This is a genomic window from Arthrobacter sp. 05N425, from assembly GCF_056397125.1.
In genome coordinates this window covers 42,536-63,606 of sequence record NZ_JBFTMU010000006.1, presented here as the reverse complement: position 1 = coordinate 63,606, position 21,071 = coordinate 42,536, and the positions used below count along the sequence as shown (strand labels likewise).

General features: G+C 69.2%; 16 protein-coding genes. 12 read left to right on the top strand and 4 right to left on the bottom strand.

Features of this window, described 5'->3' with window-relative positions:
• The first annotated feature begins 103 nt into the window (after positions 1-103).
• From AC1DGE_RS10365 to AC1DGE_RS10310, 12 genes are all read left to right on the top strand, one after another.
• A complete protein-coding gene (locus AC1DGE_RS10365; RefSeq protein WP_441418824.1) occupies positions 104-2,080 on the top strand; it encodes an APC family permease in 1,977 nt (658 codons plus the stop codon).
• The gene (locus AC1DGE_RS10360; RefSeq protein ID WP_476917420.1) at positions 2,077-3,423 is read left to right on the top strand and encodes a class I SAM-dependent RNA methyltransferase; all 1,347 of its coding nucleotides are present in this window, start codon (positions 2,077-2,079) and stop codon (positions 3,421-3,423) included. Before AC1DGE_RS10365 ends, AC1DGE_RS10360 begins: the two co-directional genes overlap by 4 nt.
• A 146-nt stretch (positions 3,424-3,569) precedes the next feature.
• Positions 3,570-6,383, top strand: coding sequence for an aconitate hydratase (locus AC1DGE_RS10355; protein ID WP_476917419.1), 2,814 nt, complete (start codon positions 3,570-3,572; stop codon positions 6,381-6,383).
• Positions 6,384-6,524: 141 nt separating this feature from the next.
• Positions 6,525-8,498, top strand: coding sequence for a 1-deoxy-D-xylulose-5-phosphate synthase (dxs, locus tag AC1DGE_RS10350; RefSeq protein WP_476892719.1), 1,974 nt, complete (start codon positions 6,525-6,527; stop codon positions 8,496-8,498).
• 94 nt (positions 8,499-8,592) lie between these two features.
• Positions 8,593-9,150: a hypothetical protein gene (locus tag AC1DGE_RS10345; protein WP_441418820.1), complete on the top strand. Its 558-nt coding sequence runs from the start codon at positions 8,593-8,595 to the stop codon at positions 9,148-9,150.
• An 81-nt stretch (positions 9,151-9,231) separates the two neighbouring features.
• Positions 9,232-9,450 (top strand): helix-hairpin-helix domain-containing protein, encoded by a 219-nt coding sequence (locus tag AC1DGE_RS10340; protein ID WP_441418819.1) that lies wholly within the window; start codon positions 9,232-9,234, stop codon positions 9,448-9,450.
• Positions 9,451-9,504: 54 nt separating this feature from the next.
• Positions 9,505-10,482: an aldo/keto reductase gene (locus tag AC1DGE_RS10335; protein WP_476917418.1), complete on the top strand. Its 978-nt coding sequence runs from the start codon at positions 9,505-9,507 to the stop codon at positions 10,480-10,482.
• Between the two features lie 44 nt (positions 10,483-10,526).
• Positions 10,527-11,543 carry a nucleoside hydrolase gene (locus tag AC1DGE_RS10330; RefSeq protein ID WP_476917417.1) on the top strand — a complete coding sequence of 339 codons (1,017 nt, stop codon included), beginning with the start codon at positions 10,527-10,529 and terminating at the stop codon, positions 11,541-11,543.
• Positions 11,544-11,667: 124 nt separating this feature from the next.
• The gene (locus AC1DGE_RS10325; RefSeq protein ID WP_441418816.1) at positions 11,668-12,504 is read left to right on the top strand and encodes an ECF transporter S component; all 837 of its coding nucleotides are present in this window, start codon (positions 11,668-11,670) and stop codon (positions 12,502-12,504) included.
• Positions 12,505-12,507: 3 nt separating this feature from the next.
• Positions 12,508-13,260 (top strand): energy-coupling factor transporter transmembrane component T, encoded by a 753-nt coding sequence (locus AC1DGE_RS10320; protein WP_441418815.1) that lies wholly within the window; start codon positions 12,508-12,510, stop codon positions 13,258-13,260.
• Positions 13,236-14,816, top strand: a complete 1,581-nt coding sequence (locus tag AC1DGE_RS10315) for an ABC transporter ATP-binding protein (protein ID WP_476917416.1) — start codon at positions 13,236-13,238, stop codon at positions 14,814-14,816. Before AC1DGE_RS10320 ends, AC1DGE_RS10315 begins: the two co-directional genes overlap by 25 nt.
• Positions 14,817-14,911: 95 nt before the next feature.
• A complete protein-coding gene (locus AC1DGE_RS10310) occupies positions 14,912-15,262 on the top strand; it encodes a VOC family protein (RefSeq protein ID WP_476917415.1) in 351 nt (116 codons plus the stop codon).
• A gap of 88 nt (positions 15,263-15,350) precedes the next feature.
• Here the strand turns inward: AC1DGE_RS10310 and AC1DGE_RS10305 are convergent, their stop codons facing one another.
• From AC1DGE_RS10305 to AC1DGE_RS10290, 4 genes are all read right to left on the bottom strand, one after another.
• Positions 15,351-17,516: a 3-hydroxyacyl-CoA dehydrogenase NAD-binding domain-containing protein gene (locus tag AC1DGE_RS10305; RefSeq protein WP_476917414.1), complete on the bottom strand. Its 2,166-nt coding sequence runs from the start codon at positions 17,514-17,516 to the stop codon at positions 15,351-15,353.
• Positions 17,513-18,784, bottom strand: a complete 1,272-nt coding sequence (locus AC1DGE_RS10300; RefSeq protein WP_441418811.1) for a thiolase family protein — start codon at positions 18,782-18,784, stop codon at positions 17,513-17,515. Before AC1DGE_RS10300 ends, AC1DGE_RS10305 begins: the two co-directional genes overlap by 4 nt.
• A gap of 138 nt (positions 18,785-18,922) precedes the next feature.
• The gene (locus AC1DGE_RS10295) at positions 18,923-20,326 is read right to left on the bottom strand and encodes an HRDC domain-containing protein (protein ID WP_476917413.1); all 1,404 of its coding nucleotides are present in this window, start codon (positions 20,324-20,326) and stop codon (positions 18,923-18,925) included.
• A 63-nt stretch (positions 20,327-20,389) separates the two neighbouring features.
• Positions 20,390-21,034 carry a DUF3000 domain-containing protein gene (locus tag AC1DGE_RS10290; protein WP_476917412.1) on the bottom strand — a complete coding sequence of 215 codons (645 nt, stop codon included), beginning with the start codon at positions 21,032-21,034 and terminating at the stop codon, positions 20,390-20,392.
• Positions 21,035-21,071 lie beyond the last annotated feature (37 nt).

Sequence of the window (21,071 nt, the reverse complement as noted above, 5' to 3'; positions counted from 1 at the left end):
ACCGGGGCCCCGGAGCCGGTCCGACGGCGGTGCGGCCGGGCGCCTGCCCGCAGGCAGGCTTCGCCGTCATGACATCGCGTCCGAATCAGACTAGCTTTGTCTGGTGCTGACAATTTTCAATGCCGTGAAGCGGGTGCTGGTAGGCAGGCCCTTCCGGAACGACCGTCTGGCCCACACCCTGCTGCCGAAGCGGATCGCGCTCCCCATTTTCGCCTCCGACGCGCTGTCCTCGGTGGCCTACGCGCCGGACGAAATCCTGCTGACCCTGGCGTTGGCCGGCGTCAGCGCGGTGGCGTTTTCCCCCTGGGTGGGGCTCGCCGTCATGGTGGTGCTGCTCACAGTGGTGGCCTCCTACCGCCAGAACGTGCACGCTTACCCCTCCGGCGGCGGCGACTACGAGATCGCCAACGAAAACCTGGGCAAGTACGCCGGCCTCACCGTCGCCTCGGCCCTGCTGGTGGACTACGTGCTCACCGTCGCGGTGTCGATGTCCTCGGCCGCCGCCTACCTGACCACTGCCGTCCCCTCGCTGCACGGCCAGCAGGCAGCGATCGCCACGATCGGCGTCGTAATCCTGGCCCTCGTGAACCTGCGCGGCATCCGCGAAGCCGGCAGTGTCTTCGCGGTGCCCACCTACATCTTTATGTTCTCAATCCTCGGCATGACCGCCGTCGGCGTCTTCCAAGCCGCCACCGGCCAGCTCGGCCAGGCGCCGTCGGCCGAGTTCCAGATCGTCCCGGCCCCCGGCTTCGACGAGGGACTGGTCGGACTCACCGGGGCGTTCCTGCTGCTCCGTGCGTTCTCCTCCGGCGCCGCGGCCCTCACCGGCGTGGAGGCCATCAGCAACGGCGTGCCGAACTTCCGGAAGCCCAAGAGCAAGAACGCAGCCACCACGCTGCTGCTGCTCGGCGTGATAGCGGCCTCCATGCTGGCCGGCATCATCTATCTGGCCAACGCCACCAAGGTCCACATCGTGCTGGACCCGGCGAAGGAGTTCCTGCTCAACGGCAAGCCGGTGGACGAGGACTACATCCAGAACCCGGCCATCAGCCAGATCGCTCAGACCGTCTTCGGCGCCGGCTCCATCCCCTTCTACATCGTGGTCGCCGCCACCGGCGTGATCCTGGTGTTCGCCTCCAATACCGCCTTCAATGGCTTCCCGGTCCTTGGCTCGATCCTGGCCCAGGACGGCTACCTGCCCCGCCAGCTCCGCACCCGCGGGGACCGGCTCGCGTTCAGCAACGGTGTGCTGGCGCTGGCCGCCGGCGCGCTGGTGCTGATCATCGCGTTCAACGCCGACGTCACCAAGCTGATCCAGCTCTATATCGTGGGCGTTTTCATCTCCTTCACGCTGAGCCAGCTCGGCATGATCCGGCACTGGGGACGCGAGCTGAAGCTCGCCAAGGACCCGGCCACCAAGCTGCGGATGGTCAAGTCCCGCACCATCAACACGATCGGCTTCGGCATGACCGGCCTGGTCCTGGTGATCGTGCTGATCACCAAGTTCGAGCAGGGCGCCTGGATAGCGCTGCTGGCCATGTTCATCCTGTTCCTGATCATGTGGAGCATCCGGGCCCACTACGACAACGTGGCCAAGGAACTCGCCGTGGACGAGGATTCCTCGCCCCGGGCGCTGCCCACCCGGGTGCATGCCGTGCTGCTCGTCTCGCACGTGCGCAAGCCCGTGCTCCGGGCGCTGGCCTACGCCCGTGCCTCGCGGCCCTCCCGGCTGGACGCCATCACGGTGGACATCAGCCCGGAGGAGACCGAACAGACCCTGGCGGATTGGGAGAAACTGGAAATCCCGGTGCCGCTGACGGTGCTGGCCAGCCCGTTCCGCGAAACGGTCACGCCGATCATGGAGTACATCAAGAACATGCGGCGCGACTCGCCGCGCGACCTGATCGTCGTCTACATCCCCGAATACGTCGTCGGCAAGTGGTGGGAGCAGCTGGTCCACAACCAGACGGCGCTGCGGATCAAGACGCGGCTGCACTTCGAGCCCGGCGTCATGGTTGCGAGCGTGCCGTGGCAGCTGAAATCGTCCGAGGAAGCCAAGAGACTGCAGGATATCCAATGAGCACCGACACCACGACGCCCGCCCGCACCGAGCTCGTCGTCGACGTCGGCCCCGTCGCGCACGGCGGCCACTGCGTGGCCCGGCACGAGGGCCGCGTGATCTTTGTCCGTCACGGCATCCCCGGCGAGAAAGTCCGGATCCGGCTCACCGACGAGGGCGAGTCCGCCAAGTTCTGGCGCGCCGACGTCGTTGAGGTGCTGGAGGCCTCCCCGGACCGGGTGGAGCACTTCTGGCACGCGGCCGACGCGCAGCGGTCCTGGTCCCACGGCCACCCTCCCGTCGGCGGCGCCGAGCTGGGCCACATCTCGCTGGACCGCCAGCGCAGCCTCAAATCCGAGGTGCTGGCCGAGCAGCTGCACCGCCTGGCCGGCGTCGACGTGCCCGTCACGGTTGAGGCTGTGGGGGAGGCGGCCGCCGGCGCGGCGACCGGCCTCGCCTGGCGCACCCGCGCAGGTTTCGCCGTGACGCCGGGAGGCAAGCTCGGCATGCATGCGCACCGCTCCGACGCCGTGTTCCCGGTCCGTGAGATGCCGCTGGCCGTCGAGGGCATCAACGCCCTGAAACTCTGGGACATCGACCTGCAGGGGATTGAACGGATTGACGTCGCAGCTCCTGCCAACGGGTCGCGGCCGCTGGTGCTCCTGGTGCCCTCGGCCGGAACCCGGGCCAAGCGGCTCAGCGCCGTTCTGGCCCAACTGCCGGACGACGTCTCGGTGGCGCGGGTGGACCCGGGCACGGGCGAGGTGACGCAGTTGCGGGGTCGCACCTGGGTGCAGGAAACGGCGGCCGGCCACGAGTACCGGGTCACCGGCGACGGCTTCTGGCAGATCCACCGCGACGCCCCGGACACCCTGGTGGGGGCCGTGACCGGCTTCCTGCACGACGGCGGCTACCTGGCCGCCGGGGCAGTCGTGGCGGACCTTTACGCCGGTGCGGGGCTCTTCACCGCACCCCTCGCCGACGCCGTCGGAGTCACCGGCTCCGTGCTGTCCGTGGAAGGGGCGCCCGGCACCAGCCGGGATGCCCGCAAGAACCTGCACGGCGCATCCCAGGTCGAAATCGTGCAGGGGAAAGTGGAGCGCGTGCTGCGGCAGAAGCCGCGCAACTTCGACGCCCTGGTACTTGACCCGCCCCGGGCCGGCGCCGGCAAAGCCGTGGTCAACCAGCTGGTCGCGGCCGGCCCCCGGGCGATCGCCTACGTCTCCTGCGATCCGGCGTCATTTGCCCGCGACGTGGGCTACTTCCAGCAGGCCGGCTGGGCACTCGGGGAGCTGCGTGCCTTCGACCTGTACCCGCACACCCACCACATGGAGACTGTGGCGTTACTGACTCCCCGGGGCTAAGGCCACTAGGATGGGCGAAGTAGTCCGACCTCGCGCACTGCAGTCCCTGAAATGAGTTTCACTACACATGTCCTAGTTAGGCTGCCCTAACTAGCAAGGGGTCTGCGGCGCGACAAAGATGAAACTGTTGCGAGAGGAGTCCTGCGATGAGCATTGTGGACAGCTTCGGTTCAAAAGGCAAACTTAATGTAGCCGGTACCGAATACGAAATTTTCCGGTTGAACTCCGTTGAAGGTGCAGAAAACCTTCCGTTCAGCCTCAAGGTATTGCTTGAAAACCTGTTGAGGACCGAGGACGGCGCCAACATCACGGCCGATCACGTCCGAGCACTGGCCGGTTGGGACCCCAACGCCGAGCCCGACACTGAAATCCAGTTCACGCCGGCGCGCGTGATCATGCAGGACTTCACTGGCGTGCCCTGCGTTGTCGACCTCGCCACCATGCGCGAGGCCGTGAAGGAACTCGGCGGCGACCCCAAGCGGGTCAACCCGCTGGCGCCGGCGGAAATGGTCATCGACCACTCCGTCCAGATCGACGCCTTCGGCAACTCCGGCGCGCTGGAGCGCAATATGGAGATCGAGTACCAGCGCAACGGTGAGCGGTACCAGTTCCTGCGTTGGGGCCAGACCGCGTTCGACGACTTCAAGGTCGTCCCGCCGGGAACCGGCATCGTGCACCAGGTCAACATCGAATACCTGGCCCGCACCGTCATGACCCGCGAAATCGACGGCGTCGTCCGTGCCTACCCGGACACCTGCGTCGGCACCGACTCGCACACCACCATGGTCAACGGCCTGGGCGTGCTCGGCTGGGGCGTCGGCGGCATCGAGGCCGAGGCTGCCATGCTCGGCCAGCCCGTCTCCATGCTGATTCCCCGCGTCGTCGGCTTCAAGCTGACCGGGTCCATCCCGGCCGGCGCCACCGCCACCGACGTCGTGCTCACCATCACCGAGCAGCTGCGCCAGCACGGCGTGGTCGGCAAGTTCGTGGAGTTCTACGGCGAAGGCGTCGCGGCTGTGCCGCTGGCCAACCGCGCCACCATCGGCAACATGAGCCCCGAGTTCGGCTCCACCGCCGCAATGTTCCCGATCGACGACGTCACGCTCGACTACCTGCGCCTCACCGGCCGCTCGGACGAGAACGTGGCCCTCGTGGAGTCCTACGCGAAGGAACAGGGCCTCTGGCACGAGCCCTCCCGCGAGATCAAGTTCTCCGAGTACCTTGAGCTGGACCTGTCGACGGTTGTCCCGTCGATCTCCGGCCCGAAGCGCCCGCAGGACCGCATCATCCTCACCGAGTCCAAGGCACAGTTCCGCGAGGACCTGCGCAACTACGTGAAGGAAGAGCTCGCAGACGGCAGCCTGGACGAAGCGATCGACGAAAGCTTCCCGGCTTCCGACTCGCCGTCGTTCACCGCCTCGGCGACCCACCTCACGGACCAGGCGCCGCACGCGCACGGTCCGAAGTCCAACGGCCGCCCGTCCAAGACCGTGGCCGTCAAGACCGCCGACGGCCGCGAGTTCGAGCTGGACCACGGTGCGGTGTCGATCGCCTCGATCACCTCCTGCACCAACACGTCCAACCCGTCCGTGATGCTGGCCGCCGCCCTGCTGGCCCGCAACGCCGTGGACAAGGGCCTCACCTCGAAGCCCTGGGTCAAGACCTCCGTGGCCCCCGGGTCCAAGGTCGTCACCGACTACTACAACAAGTCGGGCCTGACCCCGTACCTGGAGAAGCTGGGCTTCTACATCGTCGGCTACGGCTGCGCGACCTGCATCGGTAACTCCGGTCCGCTCGACGCCGAAATCTCGGAGGCCATCCAGGCCAACGACCTTTCCGTCACCGCAGTCCTCTCCGGTAACCGCAACTTCGAAGGCCGGATCAACCCGGACGTCAAGATGAACTACCTGGCCTCCCCGCCGCTGGTCATCGCGTACGCCCTGGCCGGCACCATGGACTTCGACTTCGAGAACGACGCGCTGGGCCAGGACGAAGCCGGCAACGACATCTTCCTGAAGGACATCTGGCCGAACCCGGTCGAGGTCCAGCAGGTCATCGACTCCTCGATCGACAAGGGCATGTTCGCCCGCGGCTACGAGGGCGTCTTCGACGGCGACGACCGCTGGAAGGCACTCGACACCCCGGCCGGCGACACCTTCGCCTGGGATGAGAAGTCCACCTACGTCCGGAAGCCCCCGTACTTCGAGGGCATGAAGGCCAAGCCGGAGCCGGTCCAGGACATCACCGGAGCGCGCGTGCTGCTCAAGCTCGGCGACTCGGTCACCACGGACCACATCTCCCCGGCCGGTTCCTTCAAGTCGGACACCCCGGCCGGCCAGTACCTGCTGGCCAACGGCGTGGAGCGCAAGGACTTCAACTCCTACGGCTCACGCCGTGGCAACCACGAAGTCATGATCCGCGGCACCTTCGCCAACATCCGGATCAAGAACCAGCTCCTCGACGGCGTCGAGGGCGGCTTCACGCGCGACTTCACGCAGGCCGACGCCCCGCAGGCCTACGTCTACGACGCCGCGCAGAACTACCAGGCCGCCGGCACCCCGCTGGTCGTCCTGGCCGGCAAGGAATACGGCTCCGGCTCGTCCCGAGACTGGGCCGCCAAGGGCACCGCACTGCTGGGCGTCAAGGCTGTCATCGCCGAGAGCTACGAGCGCATCCACCGCTCGAACCTGATCGGCATGGGCGTCCTGCCGCTGCAGTACCCGGCCGGCCAGAACGCCGCCAGCCTGGGCCTGACCGGCACGGAGACCTTCGCGGTCTCCGGCGTCACCGCGCTCAACGAAGGCACCACGCCGAAGACCCTTACGGTCACCGCGACGGCCGAAGACGGCTCCACCACCTCCTTCGATGCGGTCCTGCGCATCGATACCCCGGGTGAAGCCGACTACTACCGCAACGGCGGCATCCTGCAGTACGTGCTGCGCCAGATCTCCGCTAGCTAGCGGCAGCCAGGCAACACCACCCGAAAGCCCCGGCCCGTCCCTGACGGACCGGGGCTTTCGCGTTCCCGGGACCACCGGCACCCGGCCCGGTTCCGAGGCGTTAGAGTTAAAAGGCATGTCTACTACCCGGAGGAGGGGCCGTTGGGAATTTTGGAGACCATCCGGAGTCCGCAGGACCTGAGCAAGTTGTCCCAAGCGCAGCTGGACCAGCTGGCCGCCGAGGTCAGGGAATTCCTGATCGGCAACGTCTCCCAGACGGGAGGCCACCTCGGGCCGAACCTTGGCGTCGTTGAACTCACCATCGCGGTGCACCGGATCTTCGATTCCCCCCGCGACAGCATCGTCTTCGACACCGGCCACCAGTCCTACGTGCACAAGCTCCTCACCGGGCGCCAGGACTTCAGCACGCTCCGCCAGCAGGGCGGCCTGTCCGGCTACCCGGACCGGGCAGAATCCGAGCACGACATCGTCGAAAGCTCGCACGCGTCCTCCTCGCTGTCCTGGGCCGACGGCATCTCCCGCGCCCGTCAGCTGACCGGCGACGGCGACCGCTACGTGATCGCCGTCGTCGGTGACGGCGCCCTGACCGGCGGCATGGCCTGGGAAGCGATCAACAACATCGCTGCGGACAAGAAGCGCCGCGTCGTGATCGTGGTGAACGACAACGGCCGCTCCTACGCCCCGACCGTCGGCGGCGTCGCCGACTACCTCGCCTCGCTGCGCCCCACCATCGATTCCCTCCGTGCCGCCCCCGCCTACGAGGGCGCCCTGGACTGGTGGAAGAAGCGGCTGCAGAGCGGCGGCCCGGCGGGCCAGTTCACCTACAAGAGCCTGCATGCCATGAAGAAGGGCATCAAGGACTGGTGGGCGCCGCAGGGCATGTTCGAGGACCTCGGCATGAAGTACATCGGCCCGGTGGACGGTCACAACCTCCAAGCCATGGAGAACGCGCTGTCCACGGCCAAGAACTATGCCGGCCCCGTGATCGTCCACGCCATGACCGAAAAGGGCCACGGCTACGCCCCGGCCCGCGCGCACGAGGCGGACCAGTTCCACGCCGTCGGCATCATCGACCCGGAAACCGGTGAGCCAACCGAGGCCGGCGGCGCCAAGTCCTGGACCTCCGTCTTCGCCGACGAGATCGCCGACATCGCCGACGAACGCAAGGACATCGTCGGCATCACCGGCGCCATGCTGATCCCGGTTGGGCTGCACAAGTTCGCCGCCCGCCACCCGGAGCGGGTGTTCGACGTCGGCATCGCCGAACAGCACGCCCTCACCTCCGCCGCCGGCATGGCCTTCGGCGGGCTTCACCCCGTGGTGGCCGTCTACGCGACCTTCCTCAACCGCGCCTTCGACCAGCTGCTGATGGATGTCGCCCTGCACAAGGCCGGCGTCACGGTGGTGCTGGACCGGGCCGGCGTCACCGGCCCCGACGGTGCCAGCCACCACGGCATGTGGGACATGGCGATGGTCCAGATCGTCCCCGGCCTGCACCTCGCCGCGCCGCGTGACGCCTCCCGGCTGCGCGAGGAACTGCGCGAGGCCGTGGCCGTCGAAGACGCGCCCACCGTCATCCGCTACTCCAAGGGCACCGTCGGCGCGGAAGTCGAAGCCCTCGAACGGCTCAGCGACGGCGTCGACGTGCTGGCCCGCCGCCCGGCCGGATCCAGCGACAACGACGTACTGATTGTCAGCGTCGGCGCCATGTCCGAACTCGCGCTGGACGTCTCGAACCGGCTCGGCGCCCAGGGCATCAGCTCCACCGTGGTGGACCCGCGCTGGGTCCTTCCCGTGCCCCAGTCGGTCATCGCCCTCGCCTCGCACCACCGCCTCGTGATCTGCATCGAGGACGGCGTCCGGGCCGGCGGCGTCGGCTCCCGGATCCGCCAGGAAATGAGGGCCGCCGGCGTGGACACGGCCCTCAACGAGGTGGGCCTCCCGGTGGAGTTCCTGGACCACGGGAGCCGCAGCCAGGTGCTGGAGCGGGTCGGCCTGACCGCCCAGCAGATCACCCACGACGTCGTCGCGCAGGTCCTCGGGACCAAGGTGCCGTTCGCACGGCCGCTGCCCGGCCAGGCGCACCCCAGCACCGGCAGCCTGCCGATCCTGTGAGGAATCCGGCGTCGGACCAGCCTTACCAAGCCGTCAAGGCACAGCAATCACCCTTCGACGGCACTGACCGCGGACGGTTTACGAAGGGACAGCCATGAGCGGCATTATCCGGGTCTACAAGCGCGACGAAGAGGGAGTCCTGCACTTCAGGGAAGCGTGGATTGACGAGGAGTACCACGAGTTCGTGATGAACCACGGCGTCGTCGGGCACCAGAGCAAGACCGAGGAGACGGCGGCTGCCGACGCCGCCGCGGGCGAGGGGCTCATGGAGGCCTTCGCGGCGCAGTGCGCCGAGGACGGCTACGCGGAGATCCCGGAGGAGGAGCAGTTCTGGGTGGTGGCGCAGTACGCGCTCAAGACCAAGGACGGCACCAGCCGCGACCGCTACCTCGAGGAAAAAGCCAAGGACGCCCTGATCAGCCACCTCGCCTGGCGCGGCCTCGGCGTCGTGGACCGGTCCGAGTTCTCCGACGCCAAGCTCAACATCTTCTGCCTCACCCCGGACGTCAACAAGACCGTCAACGCTATCAAGGTCTGCATCCGGGGCGAAGACCTGGACTTCACCAAGCTGAGCATCGGCGCCGCCCCGTTCGGCAGCACTGACTTCAAGCTCAAGCACTCGGCCAAACCGGCCAACAGCTTCGCGCTCTAGGCACCACGCCTGGATATCCACCGGTACGGAGCCGGCCACGGCTCACATCAGTTTGGGGGCAAGCGATTGGAAGGAAACGCAATGACGCGGAAATCCCCTCGACCAGGCAGCACTCCACTTCCCGCCGGGCTGGCGGCGCCGGCCCGCAGGTCCCTGGCCCATGCGGGGGTGGAAACCCTCGAGCACCTGGTGCTGCTGGGCCGGCGCCGGCTGGCAGGGATGCCGGGAGTCTGCCCGCGCACCCTTGCGCAACTACAGGACGCCATGGACGAGCAAGGGCTGGAGCTTCCCGCGGGGTAGCAGCGTCCGGGAGCCTGCCCGGGAGCCCGCCGCGGCCGTTATAGGCTGATTCCCATGACTGAATACCGCCGCGTAGGAAATTCCGGACTAACCGTCTCCGTCGTGGGACTTGGCTGCAACAACCTGGGCCGGGCCAACACCGCCACCGAGTCGCAGGAGGGGACCGACGCCGTCGTGCATGCGGCCCTGGACGCCGGCGTCACGTTCTTCGACGTCGCCGACGCCTACGGCCGGGAGCCCGGGCTCAGCGAAACCATGCTGGGCAAGGCCCTCGGTTCGCGCCGCGCCGACGCCGTGATCGGCACCAAGTTCGGCATGGACATGCGCGGGACCAACGGCAACGACTTCGACGCCCGCGGCTCCCGGCGCTACATCATCAAGGCAGCCGAGGCCTCGCTGCGCCGGCTCGGAACGGACTGGATCGACCTCTACCAGTTCCACACGCCGGACCCGCTGACACCCATCGACGAGACCCTCGCCGCCCTGGACGAGCTCGTGACCAGCGGCAAGGTCCGCTACATCGGCCACTCCAACCGGGCCGGCTGGCAGATCGCGGAGGCCGAATTCGTGGCCCGCGCCCGCGGCGGAGCCCGCTTCATCTCCAGCCAGAACCACTACAACCTGCTGGACCGCCGCGCCGAGCTGGAGGTCACCCCGGCCGCCGAGGCCTACGGCCTGGGCGTGCTCCCGTACTTCCCGCTGGCCAACGGCCTGCTGACCGGCAAGTACTCGCAAGGTAAGGCGCCGGAGGGGTCGCGCCTGAGCCACACCCGCACCAACCTCGTCCACGACGCCGACTGGAAACAGCTGGGTGCCTTCTCCGCCTTCGCCGCCGAGCGGGGGCTCAACGAGATCCAGGTTGCGTTCTCCTGGCTCGCCGCCCAACCCTCCGTCAGCAGCGTGATCGCCGGTGCGACCCGGCCCGAACAGGTCCGGCAGAACGCCGCCGCGGTCGCCTGGGTCCCGGACGCCGCCGAGCTGGCAGAACTCGATGAGATCTTCCCGCGCACGCCGAAGGTCGCACTCTTCTGAGCCCGGAAATACCCGGCGCCCTGGACGCCGACCACCTGGTCCTGATGGACGTCGATACCGGGATCGACGACGCCCTCGCCATCGTGTACCTGCTGTCCCGGCCCGAGGTCCGGCTGCAGGCCATCACCTGCACCGCCGGCAACGTCGGGGCGCGCCAGGTGGCGCTGAACAGCCTGTCCCTGCTGGAGCTGTGCGGGCGGGAAGGGATCGAAGTCGCCGTCGGCGCCGAGGTCCCGCTGGAAATCCCGCTGGTCACCACCGAAGAGACCCACGGGCCGCAGGGGATCGGCTACGCCGAGCTGCCTGCCCCCGCCCAGCCGATCTCACAGCGCCACGCCGTGGACGTCTGGGTGGAGGAGGCCAGAGCGCATCCGGGGGAGATCACCGGCCTGATCACCGGACCGCTGACCAATTTCGCCCTGGCCCTGCGCCGCGAACCGGAACTGCCGCGGCTGCTCAAAGGCCTGGTGATCATGGGCGGCAGCTTCTACTACCAGGGCAACACGACGCCGACGGCGGAATGGAACACCGCGGTGGACCCGCACGCCGCCAAGGAGGTCTACGCGGCCTACCGCGGGATGCCCGAGGACAAGCTGCCGGTCGTCTGCGCGCTGGAGACCACGGAGCGGATCGAGATGCTGCCGGAGCACCTACGCCGGCTCGGCGAGGCCGCGGGGGCTGCCGAACCCGAGCTGGTGCTTCCGGAGCAGCCCGAAGGACTGCGCAGCGGCTCCAGCAGCCCGCTGGTTGCGTGCTTGTCGGACGCGATCCGCTTCTACATGGAGTTCCACCGGCTCTATGACCAGGGCTACGTCGCCCACATGCACGACGCGTTCGCCGCCTGCGCCGCCGTCGGACGCACGCCCTTCAGCACGCGGCTGGCGACGGTCGACGTCGAGACGGAGTCCCCGCTGCTGGCCGGCACAACGGTGGCCGACTTCCGCGGCCTGTGGGGGCTGCCGCCGAACGCCAGGATCGTCAGCGGCAACGACCCCGGCCAGTGCTTCGACGAGCTGATTGCCTCCGTGGGCGCGCTGGCACGCTCCCTGGGCGCACCGTAGCCGCGGGCGCCGGCCGGGCCCGCGGCGCCGGTGTTCCCGGGAGGGCCGGCCGATCGCTAAGATGGTAGCTGCGCCGAGGTGACATGAGGCGGTTGTTGCAAACCCCAGCCGAAGGACTTTTCCCATGTCACCGCAGCCCCTGACCCTCCCCGACGCAGGCTCCCGCACCGGAGCCGGCACGGCACCCGGCCGCCGCCGGCTGCTCGAAATCGCAGGCGCCGCTGCCATCGCCGCCACCTACGTCTTCCTCGTCCTCACCCAGCCGGTCGAGATCGCCAACGGACCGGCAAGCTTCTCCGCCCTGGTTGCCCTCGGCGGCTTCCTGCTCGGCGCGGTGCTGCTGCTCGTCGCCGTGCTGCCCGTCCTGCCCACCTCCACCCTGGTCCTGATGCCGGTGGCGATTGTGCTGAACGTGGTCCTCGGCCAGCTGATGGGCAGCACCGGACTGCCGTTCTACCTGGACGCGATCGGCACGGTCCTGATCGCCGTCCTCGCCGGGCCGGCCGCCGGTGCCGCCACCGGAGTGCTCGGCAGCATTGTCTGGTCCTTCTTCAACCCCACCGTGCTGCCCTTCGCCGCCGGCGCGGCCCTGATCGGGTTCCTCGCCGGGCTGGCCGCCCGCGGGGGACTGTTCCGCCGCTTCTATCTCGCGCCCGTGGCCGGCTTCCTTACCGGCATCCTGGCCGGCGTCGTCTCCGCCCCGATCGCAGCCTTTGTCTACGGCGGAACCGCGGGCCTGGGCACCGGCGCCATCGTCAGCGCGTTCCGTGCCATGGGCGACACCCTGCTGGCAGCGATCACCAAGCAGGCACTCATCTCCGACCCGATGGACAAGGCAATTGTCTTCACGATCGCCGCGCTGCTGGCCTACGCCCTGCCGCGGCGCACGACGTTCCAGTTCGCCTTCGTCCGCCGCTTCCGGGTACTCGCGGGTAAGGTCCCGGCGGATCCCGCAGCCTAGGCCATGCGCCTGCACCCGCTCACAGCCCTGACCGCGGCGTGCTGTGCCGCGGTCATTACGACGGCGGCCGGCAGCTGGCCGCTGTCCGTCGCCGTGGCCGTGGCCGCCGTGCTGCTTGCCGCACGCGCGGGCGTCGCAGTGCGGGTGCTGCTGGCTGCCGGGGTCATCCTCGCACCGTTGTTCCTGTCCCTGCTGGTGCTGCACGGCTTGTTCTTCCCGGAGGGGCACACCGTGCTGGCGCAGTGGGGGCCGGCCCGGGTCACCGCCGAAGGACTCAGCTTCGCCCTGGAGCTGGCCTCGCGGACAGCCGCGTGCGTCCTGCTGCTGCTGTTGTTTTCCTTCACCGTCAGCGTCCCGGATCTGCTGACCGCCCTCGCCGCGCGGCGCATCCCTCCGCAGTTCAGCTTCGTGCTCGCGTCCACGCTCACGCTGGTCCCTGCGATGGCCGAAAGGGTGGAGAAGATCCGTCAGGCCCAGGAAGCGCGCGGGCTGGTGGTCGGGCGCGGGCTGCTGTCCCGGCTGGCGGCGGCCAGGCTGCAGGCGGTGCCGCTGGTCTTGGGCCTGGTGGAGGATGCCGGGCTCCGGGCACAGGCCCTGGACGCGCGGGGTTTCGGCACCACCGGACCACGGACCAGCTACCGGCAACTGCAGGACCCTCCTGCGCAACGCATCGTCCGGGCCGCAGCGCTCCTGCTGGCCGCCGCCGCCGTGGTCCTGCGGCTCATCACGGCATGGCCCGCGGCGGTGCACTCGTGAACGGGGACGGACGCGCCCAGCCCGGGCAGCCCGCCACCGGGGCGCTGCCCGCGGCCGCTGCCCGGATCAGGAGCTTCAGCTTCCACGGGGATGCGGGCGATGCGCTGCGGGATGTGCAGCTCTCCGTCCTGCCGGGAACCCTGACCGCCGTGCTGGGTGGTTCCGGCAGTGGCAAGACCACCCTCGGCAAGCTCCTCGCCGGCTGGCTTCGGGGCGGCCATTCCGGTGTCCTGCGCGGCAGTCTGGCGCTGGGCGCGGACCGCCTCGAATTCCACGGCGGCAGCGGCGACCCCCGGATCAACCCCGCTGCCTGGTCCGGCCGGGTGGGATACGTGCCGCAGGACGCCGCCGCCATGCTGTCCTCGGTGCGCTCTACGGTGGCGGATGAACTGGCCTTCGGCCTGGAAAATCGGGGTGTGCCCCGCCCCGAGATGATCCGGCAGGTGGCCCGAATCGCCGAACAAACCGGCCTGTCCGGGCTGCTGGAGCGGGACCCGGCAGAGCTCTCCGGCGGCGAGCTGCGCCGGCTGGCAGTCGCGTGCGCGGTCATCGCCGACCCGCAAGTGCTGGTGCTGGACGAACCACTCGCCTCCCTCGACGCCGACGGTGCCAGCCGGCTCCGCACCCTGGTGAACCGGCTGCTCGAAGCCGGCACCGCTGTGGTGCTCCTGAGCCAGACGGCCGACGCACTCGCCCGCAGCGCCGGGCACTGGATCGTCCTGAACGGCGGCACGGTAACGGCGGAAGGCCGGCCGGCCGAGCTGGGGAACGGGGCCGCGCTCCGCGACGCAGGCGTCGTGGCGGAGAGCCTGGACGCCGGGATGCCGAAAAACCTGACCTGGGCCGCCGCGTCGACCCCGGTCCTTGAACTGCGAGGCATCGGCTTCGGCTACGGGCCAGGCAAGACGCGCGCGGGGGGATCCGCGAGGGGACCGGCAGGGAACGTGCCCCGCGCGGCCCTGCTGCGCGACCTGGACCTGACCGTGCGCCCGGGGGAGCTTGTCGCTATCACCGGCCCCAACGGCACCGGCAAGTCCACGCTGCTGCGCCACTTCAACGGCCTGCTGCGGCCGCAGGCCGGCGAGGTACGCGTCGAAGGTCGAGGCATCGACCGGATCCCGACGGGCCGCATCGCCGCCTCGGTCGGGATGTTGTTCCAGCAGCCGCGCGACCAGCTTTTCGAACGGACGGCGCTGCGGGAGGTCGGCTTCGGGCTGCGCCGGCTTGCCGGTGCGGAGGCGGCCGGCCGGGCGCAGGAGGCACTGGCCGCCGTCGGGCTCTCCGGCGCCGCGCAGACCCACCCGGCCGAGCTGCCGTCTTCCAGCCAGCGGTTGCTTGCCCTGGCCACGGTCCTGGCCCGCAGGCCGGCCGTCATCGCGCTGGATGAGCCCACCGTGGGACTGGATCGGCAGGGGCTCGAACGGCTGCAGCACACGGTCGCCGCCGCAGCGGCGCGGGGCGCCGGCGTCGTCCTGGTCACGCACGACCTCGCTTACGCCCGGGCCAGCGCCCACCGTGTCCTCGCGCTCGACGGCGGCAGCCTGCGGGACATCTGACGGGCGCCGGTTACGAGCCAACTGACACCCGGCGCTGTATATTTCTTGGAGTTTTCCCGTGCCGGAGCAGGCCGTCCATTCACCAGGAGGAACCGTTGAAGAACCCCATCGCCCGCCAGATTGGAACGGTTTTCGTCCCGGTCAGCGACATTGCCAAGGCCCGGGACTGGTATTGCGGCCTGCTCGGAGTCCCGGCCGACGGAGAAATCCTCTTCGACCATCTTTATGTACTGCCGATGGACGGTGCGGGCCTGGTCCTGGACAGCAAGATCTACTCCGCGGACGCGGTCTTCCGCGTCCCCGCGTTCCATCTCAACACGGCAGATATCGAGGCCGCCCACCTGCACCTGCAGGACACCGGGGCCGAGGTCGCGGAGATCCGGGACGGGCAGTGGTTCAACTTCAAGGACCCGGACGGCAATGTGCTGATGATCTGCGAGTGCTAGGAGCGGCCGCCGCGCCCGGGCCGAACGCACGAAGGCGCCGCCGCCCGCGCCGTGATGGCCGGGGCAGCGGCGCCTTCGTCTTTGGTTGCTAGGCTGCTGGTTCGGAGGCCACGCCGGGTGCCAGGAACTTCTTGCCGGTGACCCGCTCGGAGGCGCCCACCCGGTCCAGGTACGGGGTGATGCCGCCCAGGAACATTGGCCAGCCCGCGCCGAGGATCATGCAGAGGTCGATGTCCTCAGGTCCGGCCACCACGCCTTCGGCCAGCATCAGGCCGATCTCCTCCGCGAGGGCGTCCTGCGTGCGGCGCAGCACTTCCTCTGCCGTCGAGGGCGAATCGCCGAAGGTCATCAGGGCCAGGGTCTCGGCCGGGATGACCGGACTGCCGGCCTTCACCGAGGCCGGGTCCCAGATGGACCTGACTCCGTTGTCGATCAGCGCCTGCAGGTTCCGGGACACGGTGAAACGGTCCCCGAAGGCGTCGTGCAGGGATTCCTGCACGTGCTGGGCGACCGGCAGCCCCACCATGGCGCCGAGCGTGAACGGCGTCATGGGCAGGCCCATGGGGCGCAGTGCGTTGTCCGCCACCTCGGCGGGGGTTCCCTCATCGAAGGCCGCGGTCACTTCGCCCATCAGCCGCAACAGGAGCCGGTTGACCACGAAGGCGGCCGCATCCTTGACCAGCACCGCGGACTTCTTCAGTCCCTTGGCCAGTTCGAACGCGGTGGCCAGCACGGCGTCGTCGGTTTTCGGGGCGCGGACGATCTCCAGCAGCGGCATTACAGCCACCGGGTTGAAGAAGTGGAAGCCCACCAGGCGCTCGGGGTACTGCAGGTCCTCGGCCATGGCCGTGACGGACAGCGAGGAGGTGTTGGTGGCCAGGATGCACTCCGGCGAGACGATCGCCTCGACCTCCTTGAACACCTGCTTCTTGACGCTGAGCTCCTCGAACACTGCCTCGATGACGAAGTCGGCGTCGGCGAAGGCCTCCTTGGAGACCGAGCCGCTGACCAGGGCCTTGGTCCGGTTGGCCGCGTCCGCGCTGATCCGCTTCTTCGCCAGCAGCTTGTCCACCTCCGCGTGCACGTAGTCCACACCCTTGTCCACGCGCGCCTGGTCGATGTCCGTCATGACCACGGGCACCTTGAGCTGGCGGGCGAACAGCAGTGCGAGCTGGCTGGCCATCAGGCCGGCGCCGACGACGCCGATCTTCGTGACCGGGCGGGCGAGCTTGCGGTCCGGGGCGCCCGCAGGGCGCTTGGAACGGCGCTGCACGAGGTCCAGGAAGGCGTACACCGTGGAGCGGAACTCGTCGGTCTGCATGAGGTCCGCGAGGGTCTGGCACTCCAGCTCCGCCGATTCGGCCTGCGTCAGGGTGCGGTTGGCCTCCAGCACGTCCAGCACCTTGGCCGGGGCCGGGGAGGCATTGGAGGTCTTGGCCTCCACGAACGCGCGGCCCGCCGCGACGGCGCCGGCCCAGCGTTCGGCAACGTCCGGCGCGGAGGGGTCGACGGCGTTGGCGCGTTCCGGTACGACTGCGCCGGCGATCACCTGCGCGGCCCAGGCGACGGACTGTTCGACGAAGTCGGCCGGCTCGAAGATGGCGTCCGCCACGCCGAGGTCGTGGGCCTGCGGACCCGTCAGGGTGCGGTTGTTGCTCAGCGGGTTCTCGATCATCACCTTGAGGGCGTTCTCGGGGCCGATCAGCCGCGGCAGGATGTAGACCCCGCCCCATCCCGGGATCAGCCCGATGAACGCTTCCGGCAGGGCCAGCGCGCCGGCTCCGGTGGAGACGGTGCGGTAGGTGGACTGCAGGGCGATCTCCAGCCCGCCGCCCAGGGCCAGGCCGTTGATGAACGCGAAGCTCGGGACGCCGAGGTTCGCCAGGGTGGCGTAGACGTCGTGGCCGAGCTGGGCCATCCAGAGGCCCTGTTCACGGCCGCTGACCGACTTGACCGTGGACAGGTCCGCGCCGGCGACCAGGAAGTACGGCTTGCCGGTCACGCCGACGCCGAAGATCTCACCGCGCGCGGCACGGTCCCGCAGTCCCTCGAGCACGGTGCCGAGCTCGATCAGGGTGTTCGGGCCCAGGGTGGTGGGCTTCGAATGGTCCAGGCCGTTGTCCAGCGTGACCAGGGCGAAGGTGCCGGGGCTCGTGCCGTTGACGGCGGGAAGCTGAATGTCCTGGACGTAGGAATGCGTTACCGTCTCGTTCGGAAACAGCTCGGCAAGCTTGTGGAAATCTGCGGCGCTCATGCTGCGGCTCCAGTCTTGGTGGTGTAGTCGGTGCCGTAGTCGGCGTGGTGCGGGTTCTCCCAGATGACGGTGGCACCCATGCCCAGGCCAATGCACATGGTGGTCATGCCGAAGCGGACACCGGGGTCTTCCTCGAACTGGCGGGCCAGCTGGTTCATCAGCCGGACGCCGGACGAAGCGAGCGGGTGCCCGACGGCGATCGCGCCGCCGTAGCGGTTCACCCGGGGGTCGTCGTCGGCGATGCCGAAGTGGTCCAGGAAGCTGAGGACCTGGACGGCGAAGGCCTCGTTGATTTCGAACAGGCCGATGTCGTCGATGCCGAGCCCGGCGTTCTTCAACGCCTTTTCAGTGGCCGGGACCGGCCCGATGCCCATGACTTCCGGTTCGACGCCGGCGAAGGCGTAGCTGACCAGGCGCATCTTGACCGGCAGCCCAAGCTCCTCGGCGGCGTCGGCGGAGGCCAGCAGCGCCGCGGTGGCGCCGTCGTTGAGGCCGGCGGCGTTGCCGGCGGTGACGCGGCCGTGCGCGCGGAACGGGGTGCGCAGCGCGGCGAGGTCTTCCACCGAGGTGCCCGGGCGCGGCGGTTCGTCCACGGTGTTGACCGTCCAGCCCTGGCCGGGCTTCATGGTGGCCACGGGGACCAGGTCCGGCTGGATCTGTTCCTTGGCGTAGGCCGCGGCCAGCTTGTCCTGGGAGGCCACGGCGTAAGCGTCCGTGCGTTCCTTGGTGATGGCGGGGAAGCGGTCGTGCAGGTTCTCCGCGGTGTTGCCCATGTTCAGGGCGGCGGGGTCGACGATCCGTTCGGACATAAAGCGCGGGTTGGGGTCCGCGCCGGCGCCCATCGGGTGGTTGCCCATGTGCTCCACGCCGCCGGCAATGACGACGTCGTAAGCGCCGAAGCCGATGCCGCTGGCGGTCGTCGTCACGGCGGTCATGGCGCCCGCGCACATCCGGTCGATCGCGAAGCCGGGAACGGTCCGCGGCAACCCGGCCAGCAGGGCGGCGGTGCGGCCGATGGTCAGTCCCTGGTCACCGGTCTGCGTCGTGGCGGCGATGGCCACCTCGTCGATGCGCTCGGCCGGCAGTGCCGGGTTGCGGCGCATGAGTTCGCGGATGCACTTGACCACGAGGTCATCGGCGCGGGTTCCGGCGTAGATGCCCTTCTCGCCGGCGCGGCCGAACGGGGTGCGGACGCCGTCAACAAAAACGACCTCGCGGATGGTCCTGCTTTGTCCGATTGTCGGCTTTGCGCTGCTGGCTTGGCTCACGTATTACTCCTCATTGAGACATGGGTGCCGGATTTCCGCCCCCGGGCGGTGGGCTCGGGAAGCAGGAGTGATCCTGGCGGCATCCCTAGCTATGTTACTCATGAGTAACATAGCTGGCAAGGAGTGACGGGCAGCCCGTCAGGAAACGGCGTTGGGCGCTGCTTCGGCAGGGGAGGCCACGGAGGCCGCGGCAGGCTTGGCTTCCTTGGGCGGCAGCGGCTGCGGGTTCAGGAAAGCCTCTGCGATCAGCGGAGCAGTGAGCTGGATCTGCCACTGGCGGGCGCCGAGGTTCTGGAGCTCCTCGGCAATGCCTTCCTCGCTGATCTCCGCGGGAGGACGCCATGCCACGCGGCGGAGGTAGTCCGGGGTGAGCAGGTTTTCGACCGGCAGGTTCAGCTCCTCGGCCCGGGCCTGCAGCTTGGGCCGGGCGGTGGCGAGCCGTGCCGCGGCCTCCGGATCCCGGTCGGCCCAGACGCGTGGCGGCGGGGGAGCGTTGGTGGGCAGGTGCAGCGGCGGGAGTTCCTCAAGGCTGCGGGCCGTGCTGATGCAGCGCAGCCAGCGCGGAGCCTCGCGTTGCGCGGCCCTGCCGTGGAAGCCCTTGGTGCCGAGCAGTTGCGGCACGGTGCTGGGCATGGCCTTGGCGGCGGCAACGAGGGAGGAATCGGGGATAAGCCGGCCCGGGGCGACGTCGCGCTTCTGCGCCAGCGAGTCGCGCTCCAGCCAGAGTTCGCGCACGGCGGCGAGCTGGCGGCGGTCGCGGATCTGGTGCAGCCCGGAGGTCTTGCGCCACGGGTCGACGCGCGGCGGGGCCTGGCCGGCTTCGAGGATCGCGGCGAATTCCTGCTCGGCGTACTCCAGTTTGCCGTCGGCGGTGAGGAGTTCGATCAGCTCCTCGCGGAGCTCGGTGAGGACCTCGACGTCGAGCGCGGCGTAGCGCAGCCACGGCTCCGGCAGCGGCCGGGTGGACCAGTCGGCCGCCGAGTGTTCCTTGGCCAGGCCGAAGCCCAGCAGCTGTTCGATGACGGCGGCGAGGCCAACCCTCGGCAGTCCGGCCAGCCGTGCGGCGAGTTCGGTGTCAAAGAGTTTGTCCGGCCACATGCTGAGTTCGGACAGGCACGGGAGGTCCTGGCTGGCCGCGTGCAGGATCCACTCGACGCCGCGCAGGGCCTCATTGATGATGCGCAGGTCACCAAAGGGCTCCGGGTCGATCAGCCAGGTGCCCGCGCCCTCGCGGCGGATCTGGACGAGGAAGGCGCGCTGGCCGTACCGGAATCCGGAGGCGCGTTCGGCGTCCACTCCCGCCGGGCCGTGGCCGGCGGCCAGGGCTGCGGCACAGCGTTCCAGTCCTGCTTGGGTCTCGATAACGAGCGGGACGCCGTCGCGGGGAGCGTCGAGGTCGATGACCTCGGGGACCAGGCTGTCGAAGCCTTCCACCGTGATGTGGGCCGGCGCGCCAGCCGCCTCTGCGGTGCTGGAGGCTGTGGTGGCGGCCGTGCTTGGGGCTGTGCCCGCGGTGGTGATTTCCGGATTATGAGGGGTCATGATGACTCCAGTTTACCGACATCGCCGTCGTTGCAGGCCGAGGCCGCGGCCGCCGGGGTCCGGTCATGGCTGCCGTGGGCGTCGGCGCGGCAGTGCGGAGACGCCGTCGGGCAGTGGCGGCAGGCCCGCAAAGGTGCAGACCATGTCCGACCACGCTTCCAGGTGGGCGGTGATGTCCCGGCCGGCCGGTGTCCAGGAAGCGCGGAGTTCAATGTCGATGGTGCCGGGCCGGCCAGCGAGCGTGCCGAAGCTTTCCGAGAGCACCCGGGTGGCGGTGCCGCCGGCCGAGCGGTATTCCGCCTGGTGGTTTTCCAGCGCCTCCACGAGCCAGGTCCACGCGACGGAGCCGAGCATCTCGTCGTTGCCCATGTCCGGCTCAAGCTGGGCGCGGATGTAGGTGACGATCCGGAATTCGCCGTCCCAGACCGCGGAGCCGTCCGGGTCATGCAGGAGGATAAAACGGCCGGTGGCGAGTTCGACGTCGTCGCTGCCGGACGCCGGGGCCAGCGCCGCGGCCGCCGGGCCGTGGACCGCACCTGTTGCGGCGTCGCCGGGGACGACGACTTCCGCGCCGAGCGCCACCGCGTAGGGAGCGAGCCGGCCGGGGGCCGGGATCTCATCGAGGCGCAACTCGCTGCGGCACCGTGCTTTTCGAAGCGTCCCCAGGGCGAAGAGGAAATCCGCCGGAACCTGGTCGAGTGGGTTCACAGTGAAAGATTATGCACGGTGCCCGTCCCGGCCCGGC